At 59.7% G+C, this 25,570-nt stretch carries 18 protein-coding genes; 15 read left to right on the forward strand and 3 right to left on the reverse strand.

Translation table 11 applies throughout. The features are described from left to right. Nucleotides 1-19 precede the first annotated feature (19 nt). Complete coding sequence (locus B9H00_RS13100; RefSeq protein ID WP_086901018.1) at nucleotides 20-859, forward strand: dienelactone hydrolase family protein; 840 nt, start codon at nucleotides 20-22, stop codon at nucleotides 857-859. A gap of 102 nt (nucleotides 860-961) precedes the next feature. Here B9H00_RS13100 and pncB read toward each other — a convergent pair whose 3' ends face one another. Then, complete coding sequence (pncB, locus tag B9H00_RS13105) at nucleotides 962-2,128, reverse strand: nicotinate phosphoribosyltransferase (RefSeq protein ID WP_086901019.1); 1,167 nt, start codon at nucleotides 2,126-2,128, stop codon at nucleotides 962-964. A gap of 183 nt (nucleotides 2,129-2,311) precedes the next feature. On the opposite strand from pncB, the gene B9H00_RS13110 reads away from it, so the two are divergent. After that, the gene (locus B9H00_RS13110) at nucleotides 2,312-3,451 is read left to right on the forward strand and encodes a GNAT family N-acetyltransferase (RefSeq protein WP_086901020.1); all 1,140 of its coding nucleotides are present in this window, start codon (nucleotides 2,312-2,314) and stop codon (nucleotides 3,449-3,451) included. A 48-nt stretch (nucleotides 3,452-3,499) separates the two neighbouring features. Next, nucleotides 3,500-4,072: a fasciclin domain-containing protein gene (locus B9H00_RS13115; RefSeq protein ID WP_086901021.1), complete on the forward strand. Its 573-nt coding sequence runs from the start codon at nucleotides 3,500-3,502 to the stop codon at nucleotides 4,070-4,072. Between the two features lie 11 nt (nucleotides 4,073-4,083). On the opposite strand, the gene B9H00_RS13120 is transcribed toward B9H00_RS13115, so the two are convergent. Next, the gene (locus tag B9H00_RS13120; protein ID WP_086901022.1) at nucleotides 4,084-5,118 is read right to left on the reverse strand and encodes a nickel/cobalt transporter; all 1,035 of its coding nucleotides are present in this window, start codon (nucleotides 5,116-5,118) and stop codon (nucleotides 4,084-4,086) included. Continuing rightward, nucleotides 5,103-5,771, reverse strand: a complete 669-nt coding sequence (locus tag B9H00_RS13125; RefSeq protein ID WP_236944282.1) for a DUF1007 family protein — start codon at nucleotides 5,769-5,771, stop codon at nucleotides 5,103-5,105. The genes B9H00_RS13120 and B9H00_RS13125 overlap by 16 nt, the downstream gene beginning before the upstream one ends. 176 nt (nucleotides 5,772-5,947) lie before the next feature. Here B9H00_RS13125 and B9H00_RS13130 point away from each other — a divergent pair, with 176 nt between their 5' ends. From B9H00_RS13130 to B9H00_RS13185, 12 genes are all read left to right on the forward strand, one after another. Beyond that, nucleotides 5,948-6,889, forward strand: a complete 942-nt coding sequence (locus tag B9H00_RS13130) for a metal ABC transporter substrate-binding protein (protein ID WP_169713443.1) — start codon at nucleotides 5,948-5,950, stop codon at nucleotides 6,887-6,889. Next, nucleotides 6,882-7,691 (forward strand): metal ABC transporter ATP-binding protein, encoded by an 810-nt coding sequence (locus B9H00_RS13135; RefSeq protein ID WP_211329575.1) that lies wholly within the window; start codon nucleotides 6,882-6,884, stop codon nucleotides 7,689-7,691. The genes B9H00_RS13130 and B9H00_RS13135 overlap by 8 nt, the downstream gene beginning before the upstream one ends. Then, a complete protein-coding gene (locus B9H00_RS13140; RefSeq protein ID WP_086901024.1) occupies nucleotides 7,688-8,563 on the forward strand; it encodes a metal ABC transporter permease in 876 nt (291 codons plus the stop codon). The genes B9H00_RS13135 and B9H00_RS13140 overlap by 4 nt, the downstream gene beginning before the upstream one ends. After that, nucleotides 8,560-9,453, forward strand: coding sequence for a metal ABC transporter permease (locus B9H00_RS13145; protein ID WP_211329576.1), 894 nt, complete (start codon nucleotides 8,560-8,562; stop codon nucleotides 9,451-9,453). Before B9H00_RS13140 ends, B9H00_RS13145 begins: the two co-directional genes overlap by 4 nt. 544 nt (nucleotides 9,454-9,997) lie before the next feature. Beyond that, complete coding sequence (gene glgA, locus B9H00_RS13150) at nucleotides 9,998-11,599, forward strand: glycogen synthase GlgA (protein ID WP_086901025.1); 1,602 nt, start codon at nucleotides 9,998-10,000, stop codon at nucleotides 11,597-11,599. After that, nucleotides 11,599-13,803: a 1,4-alpha-glucan branching protein GlgB gene (gene glgB / locus B9H00_RS13155; RefSeq protein ID WP_086901026.1), complete on the forward strand. Its 2,205-nt coding sequence runs from the start codon at nucleotides 11,599-11,601 to the stop codon at nucleotides 13,801-13,803. Before glgA ends, glgB begins: the two co-directional genes overlap by 1 nt. Beyond that, nucleotides 13,800-15,596 carry a malto-oligosyltrehalose trehalohydrolase gene (gene treZ, locus B9H00_RS13160; RefSeq protein ID WP_086901027.1) on the forward strand — a complete coding sequence of 599 codons (1,797 nt, stop codon included), beginning with the start codon at nucleotides 13,800-13,802 and terminating at the stop codon, nucleotides 15,594-15,596. The genes glgB and treZ overlap by 4 nt, the downstream gene beginning before the upstream one ends. Further along, entirely contained in the window at nucleotides 15,593-17,593 is a 2,001-nt protein-coding gene (gene malQ, locus B9H00_RS13165) for a 4-alpha-glucanotransferase (protein ID WP_086901028.1), read from the forward strand. The genes treZ and malQ overlap by 4 nt, the downstream gene beginning before the upstream one ends. Continuing rightward, nucleotides 17,586-20,489 carry a malto-oligosyltrehalose synthase gene (gene treY, locus B9H00_RS13170; protein WP_211329577.1) on the forward strand — a complete coding sequence of 968 codons (2,904 nt, stop codon included), beginning with the start codon at nucleotides 17,586-17,588 and terminating at the stop codon, nucleotides 20,487-20,489. The genes malQ and treY overlap by 8 nt, the downstream gene beginning before the upstream one ends. A 95-nt stretch (nucleotides 20,490-20,584) precedes the next feature. Beyond that, complete coding sequence (locus tag B9H00_RS13175; protein WP_157663223.1) at nucleotides 20,585-21,034, forward strand: DUF2934 domain-containing protein; 450 nt, start codon at nucleotides 20,585-20,587, stop codon at nucleotides 21,032-21,034. A 52-nt stretch (nucleotides 21,035-21,086) separates the two neighbouring features. Then, on the forward strand, nucleotides 21,087-23,312 hold the full coding sequence (gene glgX, locus B9H00_RS13180; protein ID WP_086901030.1) for a glycogen debranching protein GlgX: 2,226 nt from the start codon (nucleotides 21,087-21,089) through the stop codon (nucleotides 23,310-23,312). A 104-nt stretch (nucleotides 23,313-23,416) separates the two neighbouring features. Next, nucleotides 23,417-25,465, forward strand: a complete 2,049-nt coding sequence (locus B9H00_RS13185) for an alpha-1,4-glucan--maltose-1-phosphate maltosyltransferase (RefSeq protein ID WP_211329578.1) — start codon at nucleotides 23,417-23,419, stop codon at nucleotides 25,463-25,465. Nucleotides 25,466-25,570 lie beyond the last annotated feature (105 nt).

Here is a 25,570-nt window from a genome sequence, read left to right on the forward strand (position 1 = left end):
AACAGCGCAGGGGGATTTCATGAAAACCATGTTTCTGGGAGTCGGTATGAGCTTGATGCTGGCCAGCGCCAGTACCTGGGGGGATGAAGGAACGCCGGGACGGATCGGGCCAACGGTTGAAACACGGACGCTGACCTACAGTGTGGATGGCGAGAAGTACACCGGTTATCTGGCCCGTGACACCGGCAAGGAGGGCAAACGCCCGCTGGTGCTGGTGGTGCATGAATGGTGGGGGCTGAGCGACTACATTCGACAGCGGACCGAGCAGTTGGCGGCACTCGGCTATGTGGCCTTTGCCGTTGATATGTATGGCAGCGGCAAGACGGCCACACATCCCGATGAGGCGGGCAGCTTTTCAAAGGCGGTCATGAGTGACTGGCCCGGTGCTCGAAATAACCTTGAAACGGCCATCAATGCCCTCAAGGACATGCAGGGTGTGGATGCCTCGCGCATGGCCATTATCGGCTACTGTTTCGGCGGTGGTATCGCACTCAATGCCGCGCTTGATGGCATGCCGTTCAAGGCTGCGGTCAGTTTTCACGGTAGTCCCGGCCAGGTCGTTGAAACCCCCAGCCATTTTGATGGGCGTGTGATCATTCAAAATGGTTTGAAGGATCAGATGGTCGAGCAGTCGGCGCTGGTGTCCCTGCTGGATACCTTCAAGAGTGTGGAGACCGATGCCACCCTGATCCAGTACCCCAATGCCATGCATGCCTTTACCAATCCCTATGTGGATGCAAAGGCCAGGGAGTTCGATCTGCCGCTGGCCTATAACGCCGCAGCCGATGCTGCCAGCTGGCAGGTCATGCTCAATGTGTTCAACAAGGTGTTTGCAGCGCCACAGCCCAGCGCCAAGTAGGCGACATCCGTCGGGATATGCTGTTTACCCATTAAAAGCGCCGGCACGATCAATATCGTGCCGGCGCTTTTAATGTATGGCGCGGGATGAGTGAGCAGGCCCCTAATGCGGCAGGGACAGAATACGACGGGCCAGATGGATCATGCTCGGATCCCCGGTGTTTTTGGCACGAATGTCGGAAAGCTTGACGACCGGCAGCCACTGATCCCCTTCTGGACGGGTTTCGGTCATCTTGACCACCATGTTCATCGGCTTGAGACCGACATCGTTGGTGAAGTTGGTGCCGATACCGAACGACATGCCGATGCGGCCTTCACAGAAACGGGTAATCTTTTCCACCTTGTGGGTATCAAGCGCATCGGAAAAGATGATGGTCTTGCTGCGCGGATCGATGCCGTAGTGCTCGTAGTGATCGATGGTGGCCTTGGCAAATTCGATGGGGTCGCCACTGTCATGGCGGATGCCGTCAAAGAGTTTGGCGAACATCTTGTCAAAGCCTTCGAAAAAGACCTGCGTGGTAAAGGTATCCGACAGGGCGATGCCCAGATCGCCGCGATAGACCTCCACCCAGTTTTCCAGCGCCAGGGTATTGGCCATCTTGAAGCCGAAGCGGGCCGCGTGAAACATGAACCACTCGTGAGCATGTGTACCCAGTGGCTTGACCCCGTGGCGATGCGCCATATGGACGTTGCTGGTGCCGGTAAAGGTGCTGCCGCCATAGCGCTTGAGGGTGCTGACAACCAGATCATGCACCTCATAGGAGTGACGTCTGCGGGTACCGAACTCGGCAATGCGCACGCCCAGTTCGCCGTAATGCTCGATTTTCTCACGTGTGCGCTGGGCCACCAGCTCATCGCTGTCGCGCTTTTCATCGAGCATCTCATACCAGATCTGGCTGATCAGCGTCATCAGCGGCACTTCCCAGAGGATGGTGCGATACCAAAGCCCCTCGATGGTAACGCTGAGAACCTCGCCGTGCTGCTCGATGGTGACCTCATGAGGCTTGTAGCGAAAGCCTTCCAGGAAATCATGGTAGGTCGGGTCAAGATAGGGGCAGGTGACCTCCAGAAAATGGCGTTCTTCGCTGGTCAGCCGCAGTGCCGCCATGGCATCTACCTGCTCCCTGAGCCGTTCACCAAAGCCGGGCGGGAAGGCATGCTCGCCACGATTGATGAAGCTGTAGCGTGCATGAGCGTTCGGAAACAGTTTCACCACGGCGTTTTGCATGGTGAACTTGTAGAAGTCATTATCAAGGATCGAATGCAGCATTGAGCGAGTCGGCATCTCTGTTGATGGCCATTTAAACGATAGCTTGACAGCATAGCGCAGCCGCTACGCTGACTCCATCCCGATGCATTGACACAAGACCTGACCGCAGCGTGTCAGGGCCTTCTATCCTTTACCCCTGTCATTATCCTGTACCCCTATCATGCACCTGGCTGGAGAAGCGCCATGAGTCTCGATATTCGCGATATCGGTGCAATGGCCGATATCGATGCGCAGCAGTGGAATGCGCTGGCAGGTTCGGACTATCCCTTCATTCGTCATGAGTTTCTCAACGCCCTGGAAGTGACCGGCGCCGTTTGCGCGCGCACCGGCTGGACCCCGCACCACCTGACGATCTGGCAGGGCGACCGACTGGTCGGTGCCATGCCTCGCTATCTCAAGGATCATTCCTGGGGTGAGTATGTCTTTGACTGGCAGTGGGCGGATGCATGGGAACGCGCCGGCGGGGAGTACTATCCCAAGCAGTTGAGTGCCATTCCCTTTACGCCTGCCACGGGTCCGCGCCTGCTGTTATCAAGCGACATCGATACCGATGACGCGTTGACCATGATGGCCGAGCACCTGGAAAGCGCCGGGCTGGTGTCGTGGCATCTGCTGTTTCCGGAAGCCGAGCTTGCGCAGCACTGGCGTCGGCGCTGGCCCGATCTGCTGGAGCGCAGCGGCATGCAGTATCACTGGTTCGACCGTGACTATGGTGACTTCGAGGGCTTTCTGGCCGCCATGACCTCGAAACGACGCAAGGAGGTGCGTCGCGAGCGCCGCCGGGTAGCGGAGGAGGGGCTGGTCATGCGCCGTCTGACGGGGCGCGAGATTGACCGGACTGCCATCAAGCACTTTTATCGCTGCTACCAGATCACCTATCTGGAACATGGGCAGCGTGGCTATCTGGACATTGATTTCTTTTATCAACTGCTTGAGGACATGCCTGATGCCCTGGTGCTGATTCAGGCCCTGGATGATACCTCGCGACCCGTCGCCGCAGCGCTGTGTCTGCGCGGGTCGACTACGCTCTATGGACGCTACTGGGGCAGTGAGGTCGAGGCCAGCTGTCTGCATTTCGAAGCCTGCTACTATCAGGGCATCGAATACTGTCTGGCATCAAACCTGTCGCGCTTTGATCCGGGTACCCAGGGAGAGCACAAGATTGCCAGGGGGTTTGAACCGACGGCGACTCGTTCACTGCACTGGCTGGCCCACGACGGATTTCGCGACGCAGTGGCGGAGTTTCTGGGGCGTGAAGAAGTGGTCATGCAACAGATGCGTCTCGAAGCAGCCACCATGCTGCCTTTTCGACGCGAGACCTGATGTGCTCCGGTAGCGACCGATGTTTTATATCCGTGTCATGGAGAAACGATGAAAACCTTGTATCGCAGTGTTTGGATGGCGGCCTGTCTGGCGCTGGCAGGAGGCGGCATGGCACCGGTGGTGCAGGCCCAGACCGAGTCACAGCACGCTCCTCAGCAGCAGCCGGGCGATATTACCGAGCATGAGAATCAGACGCTGCTTGAAACGTTAAAGGCCAATGGCCACTTCAATACACTGGTCAGAGCCCTTGATGAGGTCGGCATGAGTGACATGCTCAATGACAACGGCCCCTACACCATCTTTGCACCGACCGATGAAGCCTTCGCGCGGCTGCCTCAGAGCGAACGTGAGGCGCTATTGGGCGGTGATCACGAGGAGTGGCTCAAGAAGGTGCTCAAGTATCACATGTTGCCAGGAACGGTGCCGGCCAGTGAATTCAAGGTGCTTGGGCGTCCCCAGGCCCTTGTGGGGCAGCTGGGGCTGAACGTCGAGAACGGTCAGTACAGGGTTAACGACATTCCTGTCGATCAACAGGAGATTCGGGCGCACAACGGCATTGTTCATCCCATTGAGGGCGTGCTGATCCCCTGGGATGCCACCGGCCTGCGTCCGGACACCTGATACGCCATCGGTCAGCGAAGCGGTCCCTGCATCAAGGGTGACAGGGCCGCATCAGGCGCATTGAGTAAAAGCGCGATGCCCAGCAGCGTGATCAGCGCGCCGCCCATCAGGGCGAAGAAGTGGCCCAGTCCTGGAAGGCGCCGGTTCCCGGCGCGCTGGAAAAGACCGGCCATGTGTCTGCGTCCCAGTACCGTCGCCGCCGCCAGAATCGAGGTCGACAGCGCCGTACCTGCCGACATTGCCAGCACGGCCAGTACGCCCGCCCACCAGAAGCCGAGCATGGCGGCCACGCCCAGTATCATGACGGCGCCGCTGCATGGGCGCAGTCCGATCGAGATGACGGCGGCGGTCATTTCACGCCAGTGGCGGCCGCTGGCCATGGGGTCGATATGATGGGTCCGACCGCAGTGACAGGGTCCGCTGCTGACATGGTTCAACGGCGTCATAACGCGGGTATCGAAAGGTTGTGGCGCAGTGAGCTTCAAGGCAGCCGGTTGAAGGGTTCCCATGAGAGAGGAAGACGGGGAGGGCTGGCGTCTGAGCCCGTGGAGACCGCGACCGGCACGAACCATGAGCCAGAGCCCCAGGAGGGTGACAGCGACAAAACTTGCCTTCTCGACCATGGCGGTACTTGCCATGGCTTCCCGGGTCAGCCAGCCAAACCCCAGTACCAGCACCGTGACGATGACGATGGCGACCACGCCCTGAAGCAGGGCGGCGCTGGCAGTCATGACCAGCCCTCGTTTAAGGGCTGCACGATGGGTCAGCAGGTAAGTGGCGACCACTGCCTTGCCATGGCCGGGCCCCAGCGCGTGAAAGACACCGTAGCCCAGGCTCAGCGCCATCAGATCCCACCAGTCTCCCACCTCCTCACGTCTGGAAAGCGTCATCATGGCCGTGGTCAGCCCCCGGTGCAGCGTACGCTGCCAGGCAATGATGTCTGCCACCAGCGATTGCCAGATTCCATGGCCAGGGGGTGCGAACAGCAGTACGGTTACTGCGACCATGGACAGCGCCACTCCGACCGGTTTCAGGAAGCCGGACACTTGATGCCTCCAGTATCCGAAAAAAGTCTGCCGACGCCTTCGGGCGTATCGCCGGTCACGTCAATGACGGAAACGCTGGCAACGACTGCCGGATCAGGGTCGGCATGGGTCACTTCGCCATGACACCGGGCGGGCGCATTGACCAGTTCAATGGGGTATTCGGTCTGGTCGTCGTACAGGAATTCAATGAAGTAGGTGCCGTCATAAATCTTCCAGCTCAGTGTCTCGCTGAGCGGCTGAGGTTTGGCCAGTGTCAGAATAAAGGAGAACTCGACCCGATCATTGTTCAGGCGAGTGGTGTAATCCTCGATGCCACCCAGTGCCAGCTCCTGGTCGCCATCGTAGACATGGGTCAGATAGTGCTGAGAGGGCAGATTGGCGGCGATCTCGTGGCCAAGCGCGTCAAGGCGCTCGGGCATGCTCTCATGTCCTTCGGCGCTTTCCAGCCCCTCGATCATGGTCAGGCTCTGAAACGGGTCCATCTTCCATGACTGCTTGAGCGCCGTGACCCGCTGATGGTCATCGACCATGACCGTGACGCGGTAGTCGACCCAGCCATGAGGGTGCGCCATGGCCGAGGTTGCCAGCCATGACAGGATCAACCCTGTTATCAGAGCAGGGCCGCGCCCTGAACGTCGAGAATGTATTGACACGTGATGGCCTCTTCCAATCATCGAAACGGCATGTTGCCCCAGCGGTATAGCGGGCGCGAGCCATAAACGCTCCATGAGAACCGGGTCGTCAGGATTGCTTAAGCAACTTGGGGTTTAATTTTTAACCACGGTTAAATAGCATCGTCATGATGATATGGGTCACAGAGGGATCTGTCATGATTTCACGGCTCGAGGCAGCCATGGGGGCGTCTGTTCAGGCTCGTCTGTCAGTCATTCGAACAATCATGGTTCTGACACTGTCAGCATCAATGCTGTTCTCCGGTTCGGCGCTGGCACAGGAGCGCAAAACCGTGGTGGCAAGCTTTACCATCATGGCGGATATGGCACGTCAGGTGGCAGGCGATGCCCTGAACGTCATCTCGATTGTGCCGCCGGGCGCCGAAATTCATGAATACGCTCCTACGCCACGCGATATCCTCAAGGCGCGTCAGGCGGATCTTCTGTTGTATAACGGCATGGGTCTTGAGCGATGGTTTGAGCGCTTTTATGAGGGCATGAATGTCCCCACTGCCGTGCTGACCGAGGGCATCGAGCCCATTGGCCTGGAGGAAGGTCCCTATGAGGGGCGCCCCAATCCACATGCCTGGATGACACCGATCAATGGCCTGATCTATATCGAGAACATCAGGAAAGCGCTGGTATCACTGGACCCGGATCAGGCTGACACCTACAACCGCAATGCCCGGGCCTACAGTGAGCGTCTTGAGCACATGGATCGCGAGCTCAGGACTGCCCTGACACAAATTCCCGACAAGCAGCGCATTCTGGCCACCTGTGAAGGCGCCTTCTCATATCTGACGCGCGAGTATGATTTTCGTGAACGCTATCTCTGGGCAGTCAATGCCGATCAGGAGGGCACGCCGCAACAGGTTCGCCGCCTGATCGATGATCTCAACGCCGATCGCGTGCCGGTGACCTTTTGTGAAAGCACGGTCAATGATCGGGCCATGAAGCAGGTGACCTCCGAAACCGGTGCGCGCTATGGCGGTACACTGTATGTCGATTCACTGACACGTGCCGAAGGGCCGGTGCCCGATTATGAAACCCTTTTGCGCTATAACGCCCAGCAGATAAAAAAGGGGTTTGACCTTGAATAACCCTGATCGAGATGACAAACCGTTCATTGAAGTCTCCCGTATCAGCGTGCGCTATCCCGACGGGCATCTGGGGATTCAGGACATTTCCCTGTCTCTTCCGAGCGCCAGTGTCTGTGCGCTGATCGGCCCCAATGGCAGCGGCAAGTCTACCCTGTGCAGAACCATTCTGGGGTTTACACGTCCGACCAGTGGCCGGGTAAGGCTTCTGGGCATGGACGTGCGCCAGGCTCAGAAGCGCAATCTTGTTGCCTATGTGCCTCAGGCCGAAGAGGTGGACTGGCAGTTTCCGGTCTCTGTATGGGATGTGGTGATGATGGGGCGTCAGGGGCAGATGAACTGGCTGCGCATTCCGTCAGAGACCGATCGCCGCTGTGTGAAGGCCGCCATGGCCCGCCTTGAGATTGAGGATCTGGCTCAGCGCCAGATCGGCATGCTGTCCGGGGGACAGAAAAAACGTGTGTTTCTGGCTCGGTCACTGGCTCAGGGCAGTCGTATTCTGGTACTCGATGAGCCTTTCACCGGCGTGGACGCGCATACCGAACAGAGCATCATGTCGCTGATTCGCGATTTGCGTGATGAAGGCGTGACCGTTTTGATCGTGACGCATGCGCTTTCCAGCGTGCCGCAGTACTGTGATCACGTCGCCATGGTTTCAAGGCAGCTCGTCGCCTTTGGGCCTGTGGCGACCACCTTTACCCAGCCCCATCTAGCCACCACCTTCGGCGACGTCATGGCCGATACGGTCCTGTCGGATACCGAGCGTGGCGTTTGTGATCGCAGTTCGGCCTGGAGCCTGTCATGAGCGGTGATCCCGTCGCCTTGTTGCTGGCACCGTTTGACTATCAATTCATGGCGCGCGGTATCTGGGTCGGCACACTGATCGGTGCCGTATGCGGCTGGCTCTCCTGCTATGTGGTGCTCAAGGGCTGGTCCTTGCTGGGGGATGCGCTCTCTCACTCGGTGGTGCCGGGCATTGCGATCGCCTACGCCCTTGGCCTGCCATTTGCCCCGGCGGCCTTTATCAGTGCATTGCTGGCGGTGGGTGGTATCGGGCTGATCAAGGGGCAGGGCGCGTTGAAAAGTGATGCCGCCATTGGCGTGGTCTTTTCAGCCTTTCTGGCCCTCGGGCTGGTCCTGATCTCGCTCAACCCCGGTGGCGTGCAGCTCACCACGATTCTTTTCGGCAATCTGCTGGGCATTGGCGACAGTGAGACCATTCAGCTGGTGATCATCTCGCTGGTCTGCCTTGTGGCACTGTCGTTGCGCTGGAAGGATCTGATGCTGTACTGCTTTGACGAAGGACATGCCCGGGTCATGGGGCTTAACGTTGCCTGGCTCAATGTGCTGTTGTTGTCGATGCTCTCCCTGATGACTGTCGCGGCCCTACAGGCGGTGGGTGCGCTGCTGGTGGTGGCGATGCTGATTACACCCGGTGCCTGCGCCTGGCTTTTAACCGATCGTTTCGGCCATATGCTGTGGCTGGCCCCGCTGGTCGGTGGCCTGTGTGCCTTCCTGGGCAGCTGGGCAAGCTACTTCATGGACAGTTCTGTCGGCGGCACCATTGTGCTGCTGCAGACCTTCTGTTTTCTGATCATTTTTGTGCTGGCACCGCGACATGGGGTGTTGGCTCGTCGGCGTCGTGGGTCGCAGGTGGTCGGTGAGGAGGGCTCATGAGCGCCTTGAGCGATACGCTGGTTATGCTGCTGTTGCCCCTGACGCTGGATTTCATGCAACAGGCGCTCTGGATGGGGCTGCTGGTGGGTACGGTCTGTGCCGTGCTGTCGTGCCTGGTCGTCTTGAAGGGGTGGTCGCTGGTGGGGGATGCTGCCTCTCATGCGGTCGTGCCGGGTATTGTTCTGGCATGGCTCATGGGAATCCCCATGGTGATTGGCGCGCTGGTCAGTGCGTTGAGCTGTCTGGTAGGAGCAGGTTTGATCGAGCGCCATTGTCGCATCCGTTCCGATGCGGTGCTGGGGATCGCCTTTACGGGATTTCTGGCACTGGGCATGGTGTTGGTGGCGGCGGTCCCATCGGACGTGCACTTTATGCACATCCTGTTGGGCAACCTGCTGGGTATCGAGGGTTCGACGCGCTTTCAACTGATGGTGACCGGCATTGTCGTGCTGGGGACACTGATGCTGAAGTTCAGCGATCTCCGGCTTTACTGTTTTGACCCTCAGCAGGCGAGTGTCATGGGGGTTGATACACATCGACTGCAGTTTTTACTGACCGTATTGCTGACGCTGGCGACGGTCATGGCGCTTCAGGCTGTCGGCGTGGTTCTGGTCATCGCCATGCTGGTCACGCCCGGTAGTACGGCCTTTCTATTGACGCGCCGACTGGCTCCGATGATGGCAGTGGCCGCTGTGAGTACCTGGCTTTCGGTGCTTGCAGGCATCATGATCAGTTTTTATATGGATGTAGAAACCGGCGCCGTCATCGTGCTTGTTCAGGCGTTGTTGTTTCTGCTGTCCTTTCTGTTTGCGCCCGGACGGGGGGTAGTGTTTCAAAGGATGCGTGTCCATCGCGCCATTCAATCTGACAGGGAAGCGCTTCGGGACTGACAGCGTGGTCCGGCCATTTTCCCGATCGCGACGGCTTGGCTCGGTAAGCTCCCTGAATTGTTAACAGGCTTGAGGCATCGGTAGCATCGACAGGGTCATGCCGTTACAAACGAGTACATGAAGGGATCCTGATTGTCTGTAAAAATGCAAGGATTGTTCATCAATTTGCCTTGAACAGCGTTTCTTTCGCCAGTATTTTTAACCCAGATCAACTTGTTTAAAAAAGTTACAAATTTGGTAACAGCCGCCTTAAAAGGGCTTTGACCCTGCTGGCCGTTCACGTTATATCTGGCTTATGGTTCCGGCAAATAGGGTCGTGTTGCTTCGGTACCATTTTCTGGTGGATTTATCAGGTAGCGGTGGTGCCGGATGCACAGCCGACCATAAGCGATCGTTTGTCGATAGGGATTGTCGACGATGACGATATTTGTACAGTGTCCGAGTGGTGCCGCCCATTAGTGCCGGCGCCCTGAAGGGCTGTCAGCTGTACCGCTTCATGGCTCGAGACACTTCGGCGTCAGCGCACTTCGCGAGGAGGTCGCGCATGTCTCATTCAGCCGTTGATGCCGCTTTGGCACACGCCACTCACGCTACAAGACCCGCAGCATCCATTACACCAATACCTGACGCCCTTTCACACCACAGCACTGTTTCAGCCGGTCAAAGTGAACCGGCGGACCCCGTCCTGTTCGTGACCTCGGAACTGGCCGATTTCGTCAAGGTTGGCGGACTGGGCGACGTCTCGGCGGCGCTGCCACGCGCGCTGCTCAATCACTACGACATGCGTGTACTGATGCCGGCCTACCGCGAGGTGCTCGAAAGCATCTGGCCGATTCATGTCATCGATCATCTACCCGGCCTTGCCGATATTCCTGCCTGCGATCTGGGGCGTATCGAGCTGCCTGAAGGGCTGACCGTCTATGTTCTGATCTGCCCTGAGCTCTATGATCGCCCCGGCAGCCCCTATCTCGATGAGAGCGGACAGGAATGGGAAGACAACGCCATTCGCTTTGGACGGCTGTCACTGGCCGCCGCGCAGATGGCGATGGAGTCCTCGGGAGATCGCTTCGAGGATCAGGGCTGGCATCCGGATCTTTTACACCTGCATGACTGGCAGACCGGCCTGGCTGCGGGTTACCTGCGCTGGAACAATGATGAAACGCCCTGCGTCTATACCATTCATAACCTGGCCTATCAGGGGCTTTACGGTCCGGAATATCTGACCCGACTGGGCGTTCCCGAAAGCGCCTTTACGCCGCAGGGACTTGAGTTTTATGACCGACTTTCCTTTATGAAGGCCGGCATCATCTACAGCAATCACATTACGACGGTCAGTGAGACCTACGCCCGGGAAATTACCACGCCAGCCTTTGGCTGCGGGCTGGAAGGGCTTTTATCGGATTGCGCCCGGGACAAGCGCCTCAGCGGGATTGCCAACGGCATCGATGACAGCTGGGACCCACAAACGGACGCCTATCTGGCCTGTGCCTTTGCCACCAATGACTGGGCCGGCAAGCGTGCCAATACCGATCATGTGCGTCGCATGTTCCGGCTGGCCGTCAGTCACGGACCGCTGTTTGCCGTGGTCTCCCGGCTGGTGCATCAAAAGGGACTGGATCTCACCATTGCAGCGGCCGAGTCGATCGTGCGCGCTGGCGGCCAACTGGTTGTGATCGGTTGTGGCGAGCCGGCCATCGAAAATGCCCTGCGCAACCTTGAGGCGCGCTTTCCCGGCGCCATTGGTGTGCACATCGGCTTTAGTGAGCGAGAAGCCCGCTGCATTTTCGCCGGCAGCGACTATCTCCTGATGCCATCGCGCTTTGAACCGTGCGGGCTGTCGCAAATGTATGCTCAGCGTTTTGGATCGCTGCCGATTGCCCATCGCACTGGCGGCCTGGCCGATACGATCGAAGACGGGGTCACCGGCTTTCTATTCGATGAGCTCTCGCAGCAGGATTTCCAGAAGGCCATCGATCGTGCCTTCCGCATCTTTGGGTGCACAGAGCTGTTTTATGCCATGCGTCGCGCCGCCATGGCCATCCACTATCAGTGGCGACTGTCAGTAACTCCCTATCGACGCCTTTATCATCAACTGATGGTGCCTGCAGGGGTGACGGCCCATTCGTTAAGACATGTGAGCATATAATGGCGACAGTATCTTTCAGCGCTTGCCAGAGTGAGCGTGATGCCTTGTCACGCCTTGTACAGGCACAACACGACGCTCCGTTTCGCTGGCTGGGACCGCATGAGCAGGACGATCAAATGCTGGTTCGGCTACTGTTGCCGGGAGCTGAGGCTGTCGAACTGATAGATGCCGTGCATCAGGTACTCACGGTGGCCGAACCCCTAAAGGACGGCCTTTATCAGGCGTCCCTGCCAAAGGGTGTGCGCTATCGCCTCCGTATCACCTGGCCCGAAGGCGTCATACAGATCACTGAAGACCCCTACCGGTTTTCGCCAATGCCCGGCGAGCTGGATCTTCATCTGTTCAGTGAAGGCCGTCATCGCGAACTGGCACGCGTGTTCGGTGCCTGTCCCACCGTTATCGATGGCGTGGACGGCGTGCGCTTTACGCTCTGGGCACCCAACGCCCAACGCGTCTCGGTCGTCGGGGACTTCAATGTCTGGGACGGGCGCCGACATGCCATGCAGCGGCACGACGGCAGTGGCATCTGGGCCATCTTCGTGCCACATCTTAGGGTTGGTGAGCGCTATCGCTTTGAGCTTGTCGACCAAGACGGCCAGGTTCGCCACAAGGTCGATCCGCTGGCGCGCCGGACAGAGGCCACGACGCCGGATGTTTCCGTAGTGGCCAGCAATCGCCCGTTCAGCTGGCACGATCACGCGTGGCTCAGACGCCGCGATGCCAGCAACATCCGCACGGCGCCGCTATCCATTTACGAGCTTCATGTCCTTTCCTGGCAGCACGATCACAATGGCAACACGCTCGAGTGGGACACACTGGCGTCCCGGTTGATTCCCTGGGTGGCCGACATGGGATTCACTCACATAGAGCTGATGCCCATCAACGAGCATCCCTTTGTAGGCTCATGGGGCTATCAGCCCATCGGCATGTTTGCCCCGACCTCACGTATGGGCTCGCCCGATGCCTTCGCTCGTTTCGTCAATGCCTGCCACGGTGCCGGCATCGGCGTCATTCTGGACTGGGTGCCGGCGCATTTTCCGTCCGACGAGCACGGGCTGGTGCGCTTTGACGGTACTTCCCTCTATGAACATCACGACCCGCGCGAAGGCTTTCATCCTGAATGGAAAACGTTGATTTACAACGTCGGGCGCAACGAGGTAAGGGGCTTTCTGATTGCCAGCGCCCTAGAGTGGCTTGAGCACTTCCACATTGACGGGCTACGTGTGGATGCCGTGGCCTCGATGCTCTATCGCGACTACAGCCGTACCGATGACGACTGGTTGCCCAATATCCACGGTGGGCGTGAAAACCTCGAAGTGGTTGATTTTCTGCGTGAACTCAATGCAACCGTGGCCGAGCGATGCCCCGGGGTCATGATGATCGCCGAAGAGTCGACGGCCTGGCCGGGCGTGACAGCGCCGACCGCCGCTGGCGGGCTCGGGTTTACCTTCAAATGGAACATGGGCTGGATGCACGACACGCTGTCGTACATGTCGCGTGATCCGCTCTATCGTGCCTGGCATCACGGCGATCTGACCTTCGGGCTGCAATACGCTTTCTCCGAGCACTTTGTGCTGCCGCTTTCCCATGACGAAGTCGTGCATGGCAAGGGATCGCTGCTGTCGAAAATGCCCGGCGATGAGGCGCAAAAACTGGCGGGGCTTCGCGCCTATCTGGCCTTCATGTGGGCCCACCCCGGCAAGAAACTTCTGTTCATGGGCTCCGAGTTCGGACAATGGCGCGAGTGGCATCATGACCGTGAGCTGGACTGGGAACGACTGGATGAAGCCGGGCCCCGAGGGCTTGCGCGGGCCATCGCCGATCTCAACCGGATCTATGTGGAAGATCCGGCAATGCATGCGCGGGATGGAGAGTCGGCGGGCTTTTCGTGGGTGGTCGGCGATGATAGTGCCAACAGCGTAATTGCCTTCATGCGCCACGCCGAGCCCGGCAAGGCGCCACTGCTGGTGGTATGCAACCTGACGCCGGTGGTTCGTCATCACTACCGCATCGGTGTGCCGGTCATGAGTGTCTGGCGCGAGATATTTAATAGCGACAGTGTGTTCTACGCTGGAAGTAACCAGGGCAACGGGAGTGCCTTGCATGCACACCCCGACCCCAGCCATGGCCATCCTGCGTCACTGCTTTTGACGCTTCCACCATTGAGTACGCTTTATCTGCGTCAGGGAGACTGGCCAACATGAGTGCTTCCGTATCCGAATCCACTGGTGATCGGTTTTCTTATCGCTGCCATTACGGTGCCACCGTACTGGACGATCACCGCACCCGCTTTACCCTCTGGGCACCCGATGCCGAGACAGTCAGGCTGGAGCTGTCACGCACGCCCGGCGGTGAACCCGAAGTTCTCTCCATGGAAAAGGGGCAGAACGGTCATTTTGCGCTTGAGCTCGAGTGCCCACCGGGGGCGCACTATCGCTATCGCATCAGCGATGATCTGGCCGTGCCTGACCCGGCGGCACGTGCCCAGCATGAAGACATCACTGGGCCCAGTGTGGTCATCGACCCCCAGGGTCATGGCTGGAAAAACAGCCACTGGCAGGGACGGCCCTGGCATGAAACCGTCATTCTGGAAGTGCATGTCGGTGTGCTGGGCGGATTTGATGGCGTTCGCAAGCGCCTCCAGGACTGGGCCGGCATGGGCATTACCGCCATCGAGCTGATGCCGGTCAACGAATTCCCCGGGGCACGCAACTGGGGCTATGACGGAGTACTGCCTTACGCCGTCGAAGCTTCCTACGGCACGCCGGACCAGCTCAAGGCCATGATTGATGAGGCTCATGGCCTGGGCCTGATGGTCTTTCTGGATGTGGTCTATAACCACTTCGGCCCGGACGGGAACTATCTGCCGCACTACGCCGGCGATTTCTTTACCGGTGAGCGAACGCCCTGGGGCGATGAGATCGATTTCGAACGCCCTCAGGTCCGGGACTTCTTCATTGATAACGCTCTGATGTGGGTTGAGGAATACCGCTTCGACGGCCTGCGCTTTGATGCCGTCCATGCCATCAATAATGACGGCTTCCTGCGCGAAATGAGCGAGCGGATCAAAGCGCAGGTCAACGACACGCGTCATATCCATCTGATGCTTGAAAACGAGCGCAACAGCGCCTCACTGCTGGAAAGCACCTACACCGCACAGTGGAACGATGACATCCACAATGTACTCCATGCGCTGCTGACCGGTGAGCATGAGGGGTACTACGCCGACTACTGCGATCATGCTACCGACAAGCTGGCCAGTGCCCTTCACGGCGGCTTTATCTTCCAGGGTCAAAACGATCGGCATGGTCATTCACGCGGTGAGCCCAGCGGCCACCTGCCTCCCACGGCCTTTATTGCCTTTTTGCAGAATCACGATCAGGTCGGCAATCGAGCGATGGGTGAGCGGCTCATTTCACTGGTCGATCAGGAGCGCCTCGAGGCGGCCACGGCGCTTTTACTGCTGTGCCCGATGATTCCAATGCTGTTCATGGGGGAAGAGTCCGGCGAGCAACATCCGTTTCTGTTCTTTACCGATCACCGCGATGAGCTGGCCGATGCCGTGCGTGAAGGCCGCCGCAGCGAATTTGCCGACTTCTCGCACTTCAAGGACGAAAAGACCCGCGCGCAGATTCCCGACCCCAATGCGGTATCGACCTTCGAGCAGTCCTGCCTGAAAAGTGAGTCGATGGATGACCCGGAAGCCGCCATGTGGCGTACCCGTTACATGACGCTGCTGGATATTCGCCACGCTGAAATCATTCCGCGCCTGCCCGGTACACGTCCCATGGGCGCCGTGCCGCTGGGCGAGGGCGCGATCCTTGCACATTGGCGCATGGGCGATGGCACCGTGCTGGCCATTGCGGTCAATCTGGGCAAGCAGCGCGTCAGTATCGACGCTCCGGAAGGGCAGCGACTCTATGAACTTGGCGAATCGGACGATGCCACGACGCTGGCACCCGGGGCGGTTCGCGCCTGTCTGAGCAGCCATCTATGAACCGCGCACTGATATCGCTGGCCGAAGCCGCCGGCATCATCATTGACTGGCAGGACAGCCAGGACCGGCCACAGCAGCTGGATGAGGCCACCATCAAGGGGGTGCTGGCCGGGCTGGGCTATCGCTGTGATACCTCAAAGGAAATCAGTGAGAGTCTGGCTGCCATCAAGCGACTGCAGGCGCCTGAAAGCGTGGCCGACTGGCCGCCGCTGATTGTCGGCGAAATTGAACAGGGCATCGAATTGCCAGGTGTCGTGGACGAAGGCGTCCAATACACCCTGATCGATGAAAGCGGGCGCACTCTTGAAGGGTGTGTCGATAACCTGGGTCGATTGGAAGCCGTGACCGAGCCCGGCTATTACCAGCTTCAGATTGAAGGAAAAAGGCGACGACTGGCGGTTGCACCGCATCGCTGCATGGACGTGGCAGCGCTTGCCGGAGACGGCGCGCCCTCGATGGCAGGCCTTGGCGTGCAACTCTACAGCCTGCGTCGTGACAACGATGGTGGTATCGGTGACTGTGAGGCGCTGGGGCAACTGGCCGAGCATGCCGGTAAAAACGGGCTGGACGCCATGGCCATCAGTCCGGTGCATGCGTTGTTTCCTCATCAGCCCGAGCGGTTTTCTCCCTATTCGCCCTCAACGCGGCTGGCGTTCAATCCGCTCTACAGTGCCTCTGATAACGGCGTGACAGAGGATACGGCGGCCGGTAATGAGGCCACCTTGCTGGTGGATTATGATCACGTCAGCCGTATGCGCTGGCAGGCGCTCGAGCATGAGTTTGGCTCGCTTTCCGAGGCGGGTCGTCAGGCACTGAACGCTTTTCGCAGGGAAAGCGGCGAGACACTGGAAAACCATTGTCGCTTTGAGGCGATCAGCGAAGTGCTCGGCCCCATGCATGCATGGCCAGATGATATGCAGGATGTCAAAAGCGAGGCGGTCGCGAGTTTTAGTCAGGAACACGGCGAACGCGTGGCCTTTTATGCCTTTGCGCAGTGGCAGATTGCCCTTGAACTGGCCACCGTGCAGCAGCGCGCCATCGATGCCGGGCAACGCATCGGACTGATCGCCGATATCGCCGTGGGCGTGGACCCGCACGGTAGCCAGGCCTGGAGTCGCCCCGAGGAGATGCTGGGCAAGCTGCGCATCGGATCGCCGCCGGATGATTTCAACGCCAATGGGCAGGAGTGGGGTGTGACGGGCTTCTCGCCGCAGGGCCTGATCGAGTACGGCTTTGACGGCTTTATCGCCACGCTCAGGGCGTGCCTGCACGGTGCAGGCGGTCTACGCATCGACCACATCATGGGGCTTTCCCGTCTGTGGCTGATTCCGGAAGGCGCCTCGCCCACCCAGGGCGCCTACGTACGTTACCCCGAGCAATCGCTTTTGCGCCTGATCGCACTGGAATCCTGGCGTCATCGCGCCGTGATCATCGGCGAGGATCTGGGTACGGTCGAACCCGCGTTCCGCGAGCGTCTGGAGCAGTTCGGGATTCTGGGTATGGGCGTTTTGTGGTTCGAACGTGAGGACGATGAATTTACTGCCGCCCGGGACTATCCATCGCGCGCCGTGGCGATGACCAGCACCCATGATCTGCCCACGGTGGCCGGCTGGCGGCTGGGGCGCGATCTGGACTGGCGCATCAAGCTCGACATGCTCGGTGAAGACGAAACGTCCGAGCAGCAGCGTGAGCAGCGCACTCGGGACATCGCGGCACTGGCCGACACCTTTGGGATTTCGCCGGACGCTGATCGCGATACCTGGCTTGAAGCCGCCGCACACCATATCGGGTCAACACCGGCGCCGCTGGTGCTGCTTCAGCTTGAGGATCTTCTGGGGCTTGAAGAACAGCCCAATCTGCCCGGAACCCTGGATGAGCACCCCAACTGGCGTCGTCGTCAGCCCTTGAGTGTTGACGACATGTTTGAAACCCCGGAGGTCAGGAGCAGACTCCGGGCCATGACCACCGCACGCGCAGGAGCAGGGACGCATGAGTGAAGCATCCATGGAGGTAGTCTCCAGCCAGCCCGATCTGAAGCCGCTGCTGTCGTGTCTGCGTCTGCAGTTTCACAAGGACTTCACCCTCGATGATGCCGAGGCGCTGGTCGATTATTTCGCAGGGCTGGGCATCACTCATCTTTATGCCTCCCCGTTGTGGGCCGCACGCAGTGGCTCGACTCACGGCTATGACGGCGTCGACCCGACCAGGCTCAATCCCGAAATCGGTGATGAGGCCGCGCTGACCCGGCTGGTCGGCCGGCTCAGACAGCATGGCATGGGGCTGATCGTCGATTTTGTGCCCAACCACCTGGCCGTCGGCGGTCGTGAAAATCCCTACTGGCTGGATGTGCTGCGCTGGGGGCCGTCCAGTCGTTTTGCTGACATGTTCGACATCAACTGGCGTGATAACGGCGACCCGACCCTGGAAGGGCGCCTGCTGGTGCCGTTTCTGGGCGAGCCCTATGGTCAGGCGCTGGTGTCGGGTGACATGAAACTTACGCTTGATGAGACCACCGGCCTTTTCCAGATCGATTATTTCGAGCATTGCTTTCCCATCGATCCGCGCTGCCATGCGCTGATGTTGCTGGAAAACGGCATGGGTGAGCAGGCGCGTCCCTTTGAGCAGATCGAAGAGGCGGTATCGCTGGAAGAAGGTGCCGAGCGGGCAGGGCTGATGCTTGTCGAGCACGTGCGCACCGAGGAAGGTCGCGCGGAGCTTGAGACCCTGCTGGCACGCTACAACCCGGAAACGCCGGAAGGGGCCGAGCGGCTGCACGTGCTGCTCGAGCGTCAGCACTATCGTCTGGCCTGGTGGCGTACGGCCAATGACAGCCTCAACTGGCGCCGCTTTTTTGACATCACCGAACTGGGTTCTCTGCGGGTGGACGACCCGGCCGTGTTTGCACAGACCCATGTCTATCTGCTGGAGCTGATCGAACGGGGGTTGGTGGACGGGGTGCGTCTTGACCACGTCGACGGGCTGGCCGACCCGGCCGGCTACTGCCGCCTGCTGCGTGCACGTGTCGATGAGGCGGCCACGCGTCGACCCGGCGGCGCCCCCGAGACGCCTGTCCCGATCTTTGTAGAAAAGATTCTGGAAGGCAACGAGTCGCTGCCGCTGGACTGGGGGGTGACCGGCACCACCGGTTATGAGTTCATGAACGCCGTCTCGAAGCTTCAGCATGATTCAGAGGGTGAAGCACCCCTCAAGGCGCTGTGGCAGTCATTTTCAGGGCGTGCGCACAGCTTTGACAGTGAAGTGATCCGTGCCCGGCGTGAAATCATCAGCACGGCACTGGTGACCGAATTCGAGCGGGCCGTGCGAGCGCTGTCTGATGTAGCGCGCCACGACCCCATGACCCGGGACACAACGCCTGCCATGATCCGGCGCGTGCTGCGCGAGCTGGCCGTGCAGTTCCCCATCTATCGTACCTATGCCGATGATCAGGGACTGGCGCCGCGCGATGAAAACTTTTTCGCCCATGCCGTGATCGCAGCAAGGGAAGCGCTCACGCCGCCGGAGCAGGCGGTGCTGGATCAGATCTATGACTGGCTGGGCGGTGAGGCACCCAATAATGATGATGCGCCGGGCTGTCGGCTGCGTCGTAACGCCATCGTACGCTTTGCCCAGCTGACCTCGCCGCTGGCAGCCAAGGCCGTGGAGGACACCGCCGGTTACCGCAGCGCCGTGCTGATTTCGCGTAACGATGTCGGATTTGATGGCGCACATTTTGCTGGTCCGGCCGAGGCCTTTCACCGCTTCAATGCCTGGCAGGCACGCCACTTCCCGGGAACGATGGTGACCACGGCCACTCATGACCACAAACGAGGTGAAGACGTCCGTGCGCGTCTGGCGGCGCTTTCAGAATGGGGCGATCGCTGGGCAGAGCAGGTCCGGGAGTGGCTGATCACTTCCTCATCACTGCGTCAGCCCGGTGACGAAGACGGCGCTCTGGCCGGCCCTTCCGCCGCTGAAGAGATGATGCTCTATCAACTGATCGTGGGGGCCTGGCCGCTGACCCTGTCGCTTGATGATGGCGAAGGCCTTGAATCCTTTGCTCATCGTATTGCCGACTGGCAGGAAAAGGCGCTGCGCGAGGCCAAGCTGAACTCGCACTGGCTTTATCCGGACGAGGCCTACGAGGCTCAGTGTCGTGCGTTTGTCATGACGCTGCTCACCGAAGACCGTGGTGCTGACCTTCGCCGCTCGATTCATGACGTCGTGACCGCGATCAGTCCGGCCGGTGCGCTCAATGGCCTGGTCCAGACGCTGTTGCGCATGACCGTGCCGGGGGTACCGGACTGCTATCAGGGCACCGAGCGCTGGGACTTTTCACTGGTCGATCCCGATAACCGTCGTCCGGTTGATTTCAACACGCGTCGCGAGCAGCTGACGCAGGGGCAGCCGTTGAGCGAGCTGATCGATGGCTGGCGCGACGGTTACATCAAGCAGGCCCTGATCACGCAGGTGCTTGGTCTTCGACAGCGCCTGCCGGAGCCCTTCCTGCAGGGCGACTATCAGGGTGTGGCGTTTGAAGGCGAGCGTGCCGGACAGCTGATCGGTTTTACGCGCGAGCATGAAGGGCGGGCCGTCATGGTGATTGCCACGCGTCACGCCAGCTCGCTGCTTGAAGGCGATACGCTGCGCATTGACGCTTCGCGCTGGGGCGATACCCGTTTGAAATGTTCGGTAGATGAGGCCCGTGGCTGGCAGTCGCTGACGACCGGGCAGGCCGTCAATCTACAGGCGCCGATAGCAGAGCTCATGGCGGCGCTGCCGTTTTGCGTGCTGTTTCGCGATACGGCACCGGTCACCTTGAATGCTGAAGAGGCGCGGCAGGCCGAGACAACGCGGGCTGAGGCCTCCGGAACCGATCAGATGCAGTCGGTATAACCCTTATTGCAGGTATCGACGCAGCGTTGGTGCCTTTCAGACAAAACGGGTCTGCCGGATATCAGGGGCATGACCCACGAAGGAGAATGGATCACATGGCAGATGATCAGCTTCGTATTCGTTTACTGGCTTACCGGATATGGGAAGCCGAGGAGTGTCCTGACGGTCAGGCAGAGCGTCATTGGCACATGGCCTGTCGCATGGTGGCCGCCGAGCGGATTACCGACGTGCCACAGGACGCGCAACCGAAACCGGCCACACGTGCCAAAACTGCAACACCATCAGCTTCCGTCGCCGCACAGGCTGACGCTGACACCGCCGCCGAGCCGGCGGCCAAAAAGTCGCCCGCCAAACGCAGTGCCACGACCAAACGGCGCAGCGCTGCCGACAGCGCAGAAGGCAAAACCACTACCGCCAAAACGGCGGCGACCAAATCAGGTGCCGCTCGCAAGACAGCGGCGGCCAAAAAGAAGAGCGCTGACGAAACAGCCACTACCAAACGCAAACGCAGCACCAGCAGTAACGATGATAAACCGAGCCAGTAGTCGTGCTCACCGCACGGCCAGAGCCCCTGTATTTCCCTTTTGGGAGTGATGTATGACGACAACACCGATTCATCCCGGCGCACCGACACCCGGAATCACCTCGGGTGGACGTGAAGCGCCCCTGAACTCGACCTACGGTCAGCAGCGCAGCCGGGTTCGTGAAGGCCTGCCCTATCCGCTGGGTGCCAGCTGGGACGGACTGGGGGTCAACTTTGCCCTCTTTTCAGCGCACGCCACCAGGGTGGAGCTGTGTCTTTTCAGCGAAGACGGTGAAGAAGAGCTTGAGCGTATCGAGCTTCCCGAGTTTACCGATGAGGTCTGGCACGGCTATCTGCCCGATGCTCGACCGGGTCAGCTGTACGGTTACCGGGTTCATGGCCCCTATGAGCCCGAAAACGGACACCGTTTCAATGCCAACAAACTGTTGATTGACCCGTGTGCGCGCCAGCTGGTCGGTGAGCTCAAGTGGGACGATGCCCTTTATGGCTATACCATCGGCCATGAAGATGGCGATCTGAGTTTTGACGAACGTGACAGCGCACCGTTCATTCCCAAGTGCCGGGTCATTGACCCCGCGTTTACCTGGGGACGTTCGCGCGAGATTCATGTGCCCTGGGATCGCACCATCTTCTATGAAGCTCACGTTCGTGGCATGACGATGATGAATCCGAAGGTCAACGAGGCGATGCGGGGGACCTTCTCGGGCCTTAGTGACCCGGCAGTGCTCGACCATCTGCGCAACCTGGGCGTCAGCTCGCTGGAGCTGATGCCGATCCATGCCTTTGCCGACGACCGTCATCTGCAGGAGAAGGGGCTGCACAACTACTGGGGTTACAACACCCTGTCGTTTTTTGCCCCGCATCCGGCATACATGGCGACCAACACCATCAGCGAATTCAAGCAGATGGTGGCCTGCTGTCATGCGGTCGGTATCGAGGTCATTCTGGATGTGGTCTACAACCACACCGCCGAAGGCAACGAGATGGGGCCGACGCTCTCCTGGAAGGGGATCGATAACGCCAGCTACTACCGTCTGATGCCGGAAGAGAAGCGCTACTACATCAACGATACTGGCACCGGCAATACCGTCAACCTGTCTCATCCTCGTGTGCTGCAGATGGTCACCGACTCGCTGCGCTACTGGGCTGACGAGATGCGCGTCGATGGTTTCCGTTTCGACCTGGCCACCATTCTCGGGCGTGAGCCGCATGGCTTTGATGAAGGCGGTGGTTTTCTCGACTCCTGTCGTCAGGACCCGCTGTTGTCCCAGTGCAAGCTGATTGCCGAACCGTGGGACTGTGGCCCGGGTGGCTATCAGGTCGGCGGCTTCCCGCCGGGATGGGCCGAGTGGAATGACAAGTTCCGCGACACCATGCGTGCGTTCTGGAAAGGCGATGAAGGCCAGCTGGCCGAATTTGCCACGCGCCTGACCGGTTCAGCGGACCTGTTCAATCACCGGGGTCGCAAGCCGTACTCGTCGGTCAACTTCATCACGGCACATGACGGTTTCACCCTGCGTGACCTTGTGACCTACAGTGAAAAGCACAACGAGGCCAACGGCGAAGACAACAACGACGGTCACGATGATAACCACTCCTGGAACCATGGAGTCGAAGGCGAGACCGACGATCAGGAGATTCGTGAGCTACGCATGCGTCAGATGCGCAACATGCTCGCTACCCTGATGTTCTCTCAGGGCACGCCGATGCTGCTGGCCGGAGACGAATTCGGACGTACCCAGGGCGGCAACAACAACGCCTACTGTCAGGACAGTGAGATTGGCTGGGTCAACTGGGAGCTTTCCGAGGAAGGGCGTGATCTGCTGAGGTTCACCCGCCATATCATTGCGCTGCGGCGGCGCTACCCGATGCTGCATCGCAGCCGTTTCCTCACCGGCGACTGGAACGATGAGCTGGAAGTCCGCGATGTGACCTGGCTGACGCCGGACGCCGACGAAATGGATGTTGCCACCTGGGAGGCGGACCACTCTCGCGCCATCGGCGTACTGCTGGATGGTCGTGCCCAGCCGACCGGCATCCGTCGGGCGGGTTCACACAGTACGCTGTTGATGATCGTCAATGCGCATCATGAGCCGATCACCTGGACGATGCCGGAAGTACCTTCCGGGCGTCACTGGATTTTCCGTCTCAACACCGCCGAGCCTGACAGCAGGGAAGGAGGCCATCATGATTTCGGCAGCACCTTTGAGGTCGAAAGCCGTTCCATGGTGCTGCTGGAGCTGGTGAGAGATGACAGCGGTGCCAGCCGCAACGGGTAGTCAAACCATGTCGCCGATGGCGCTTGCCATCGGCGGATTGCCGACAGCCCTGTCCGTACCCGACAAGGACAAGGGGCTGCGCCCAGGGAAAGGAGCGAGCAGCAATGTCGATGGTGCAACGCAATACATCCCGAAACGATGCGCAGCAGGATGCGCCGGTAATGCAGGCCACCATGGCCGATCGCATTGCCATCGAACAGATTGAACCCGGCGTTGAGCAGGGGCGTTTTGCCGCCAAGGCCATCGTCGGGCAACCGGTCAATGTGACCGCCGTGATCTTCGCTGACGGCCACGACGTGCTGGCCGCCCGCGTTCGCTGGCGCTGCACGCAGGAGCGTGTGCAGTCCTCGTCAACCTCTACCGATGAGTGGCACAGTGAGTCGCTGACACTGGTCAAACCGTTGGGTAATGATCTGTGGGAAGGCGTCTTTATTCCCACCGAAACCGGGACCCACGAATTCGTGGTCGAGGCCTGGTGGGACCTGTACGGCACCTATCACCATGAGCTGAGCAAAAAGCACGGCGCCGGCGTTCCGATTGCCCTTGAGCTGCAGGAGGGGCAGGCACATGTCGCCCGGGCTCTTGAACGAGCAGACTCCGACAAGGTATCGGCCGAAGCGCTCAAGACACTGCTTTCACGGCTCGAGGCCGCTGACAGTGACAGCGATAGAGTGGCGCTTTTGCTGTCGCGTGACACCCTGACGCTGATGCAGCAGTGCGACCCCCAGCGTCATCTAAGCAGCAGCGCGGTCATGCCACTGGAGGTGGATCGTGCGCTGGCAGAGTTTGCCAGCTGGTATGAGCTCTTTCCCCGCTCGGAAAGCCGGACTCCCGGTCAGCATGGCACTTTCAACGATGTGCACGCCCGACTGCCGATAATCAGGGACATGGGCTTTGACGTGCTCTATTTCCCGCCCATCCATCCCATCGGTCATACCCACCGCAAGGGACCCAATAATACGCTGACCCCCGGCCCCGGTGACCCTGGCAGCCCCTATGCCATCGGCAATGAGCATGGCGGCCATGAAGCGGTTCATCCGGAGCTGGGCACGCTTGAAGATTTTCGTGCCCTGGTGGCGGCCGCCCGTGAGCATGAGCTCGAGATTGCGCTGGATTTCGCCATCCAGTGCTCGCCGGATCACCCCTGGCTTGGCGAGCATCCCGGCTGGTTTGCCTGGCGTCCGGATGGCACGATTCGCTACGCCGAAAACCCGCCCAAGAAGTATGAAGACATCGTCAATGTCGACTTCTACGCCCGGGATGCCGTGCCCGGGCTCTGGCTGGCGCTGCGCGATGTGGTGCAGGGCTGGGTAAATGAGGGGGTGAAGATCTTTCGCGTCGACAACCCCCATACCAAGCCCTTCCCGTTCTGGGAGTGGCTGATTGCCGATATCCGCTCGCGTGATCCGGATGTCCTCTTTTTTGCCGAAGCCTTTACCCGCCCGGCCATCATGGCGCGGCTGGGCAAGGTCGGCTTCACCATGAGCTACACCTATTTCACCTGGCGCAATACAAAGGCCGAGCTGACCGAGTATCTGACCCAGCTCAACGAGTCACCGCTGCGTGAGTGCTATCGGCCCAACTTCTTCGTCAATACGCCTGATATCAATCCGACCTTTTTGCAGGGTTCCGGACGTGCGGGCTTTTTGATCCGGGCGGCGCTGGCCACCATGGGTTCGGGGCTCTGGGGCATGTACTCGGGTTTTGAGCTTTGCGAGGCGGCGCCGGTGCCGGGCAAGGAGGAGTATCTCGACTCCGAGAAATACCAGCTCAAGGCACGGGACTACTTCGCCCCTGGCAACATCAGCGCCGAGATCGCCCGACTCAACTGGATTCGACGTCAGAATCCGGCGCTTCAGACCCATCTGGGCGTTCGCTTTGGCACCATCGACAATGAGCGCATTCTCTATTTCATCAAGTCGACGCTGGACATGAGCAATGTGGTGCTGGTGGCCGTAAGCCTTGATCCTTTCCACGATCAGTCCGGTCACTTCGAGCTGCCGCTATGGGAGCTGGGCCTGGAAGATCATGCCGAGACACATGGCGAGGACTTGATGACCGGTCACCGATGGACCTGGCATGGCAAGTGGCAGAGCACGCATCTGACGCCGCAAATGCCCTTTGGCATCTGGCGCCTTCGCCCGGCGCAATAGTTCAGTCAACAAGTTCAGCAGACAGGATGGTGTGTTCGTGGCAGAGCCACGTACCGCCATGGTGACACGCCTTTTTCAGGCATGACGCAACACGATCGTCTGCGA

This window comes from Kushneria marisflavi, from assembly GCF_002157205.1.
Lineage (GTDB): Bacteria > Pseudomonadota > Gammaproteobacteria > Pseudomonadales > Halomonadaceae > Kushneria > Kushneria marisflavi.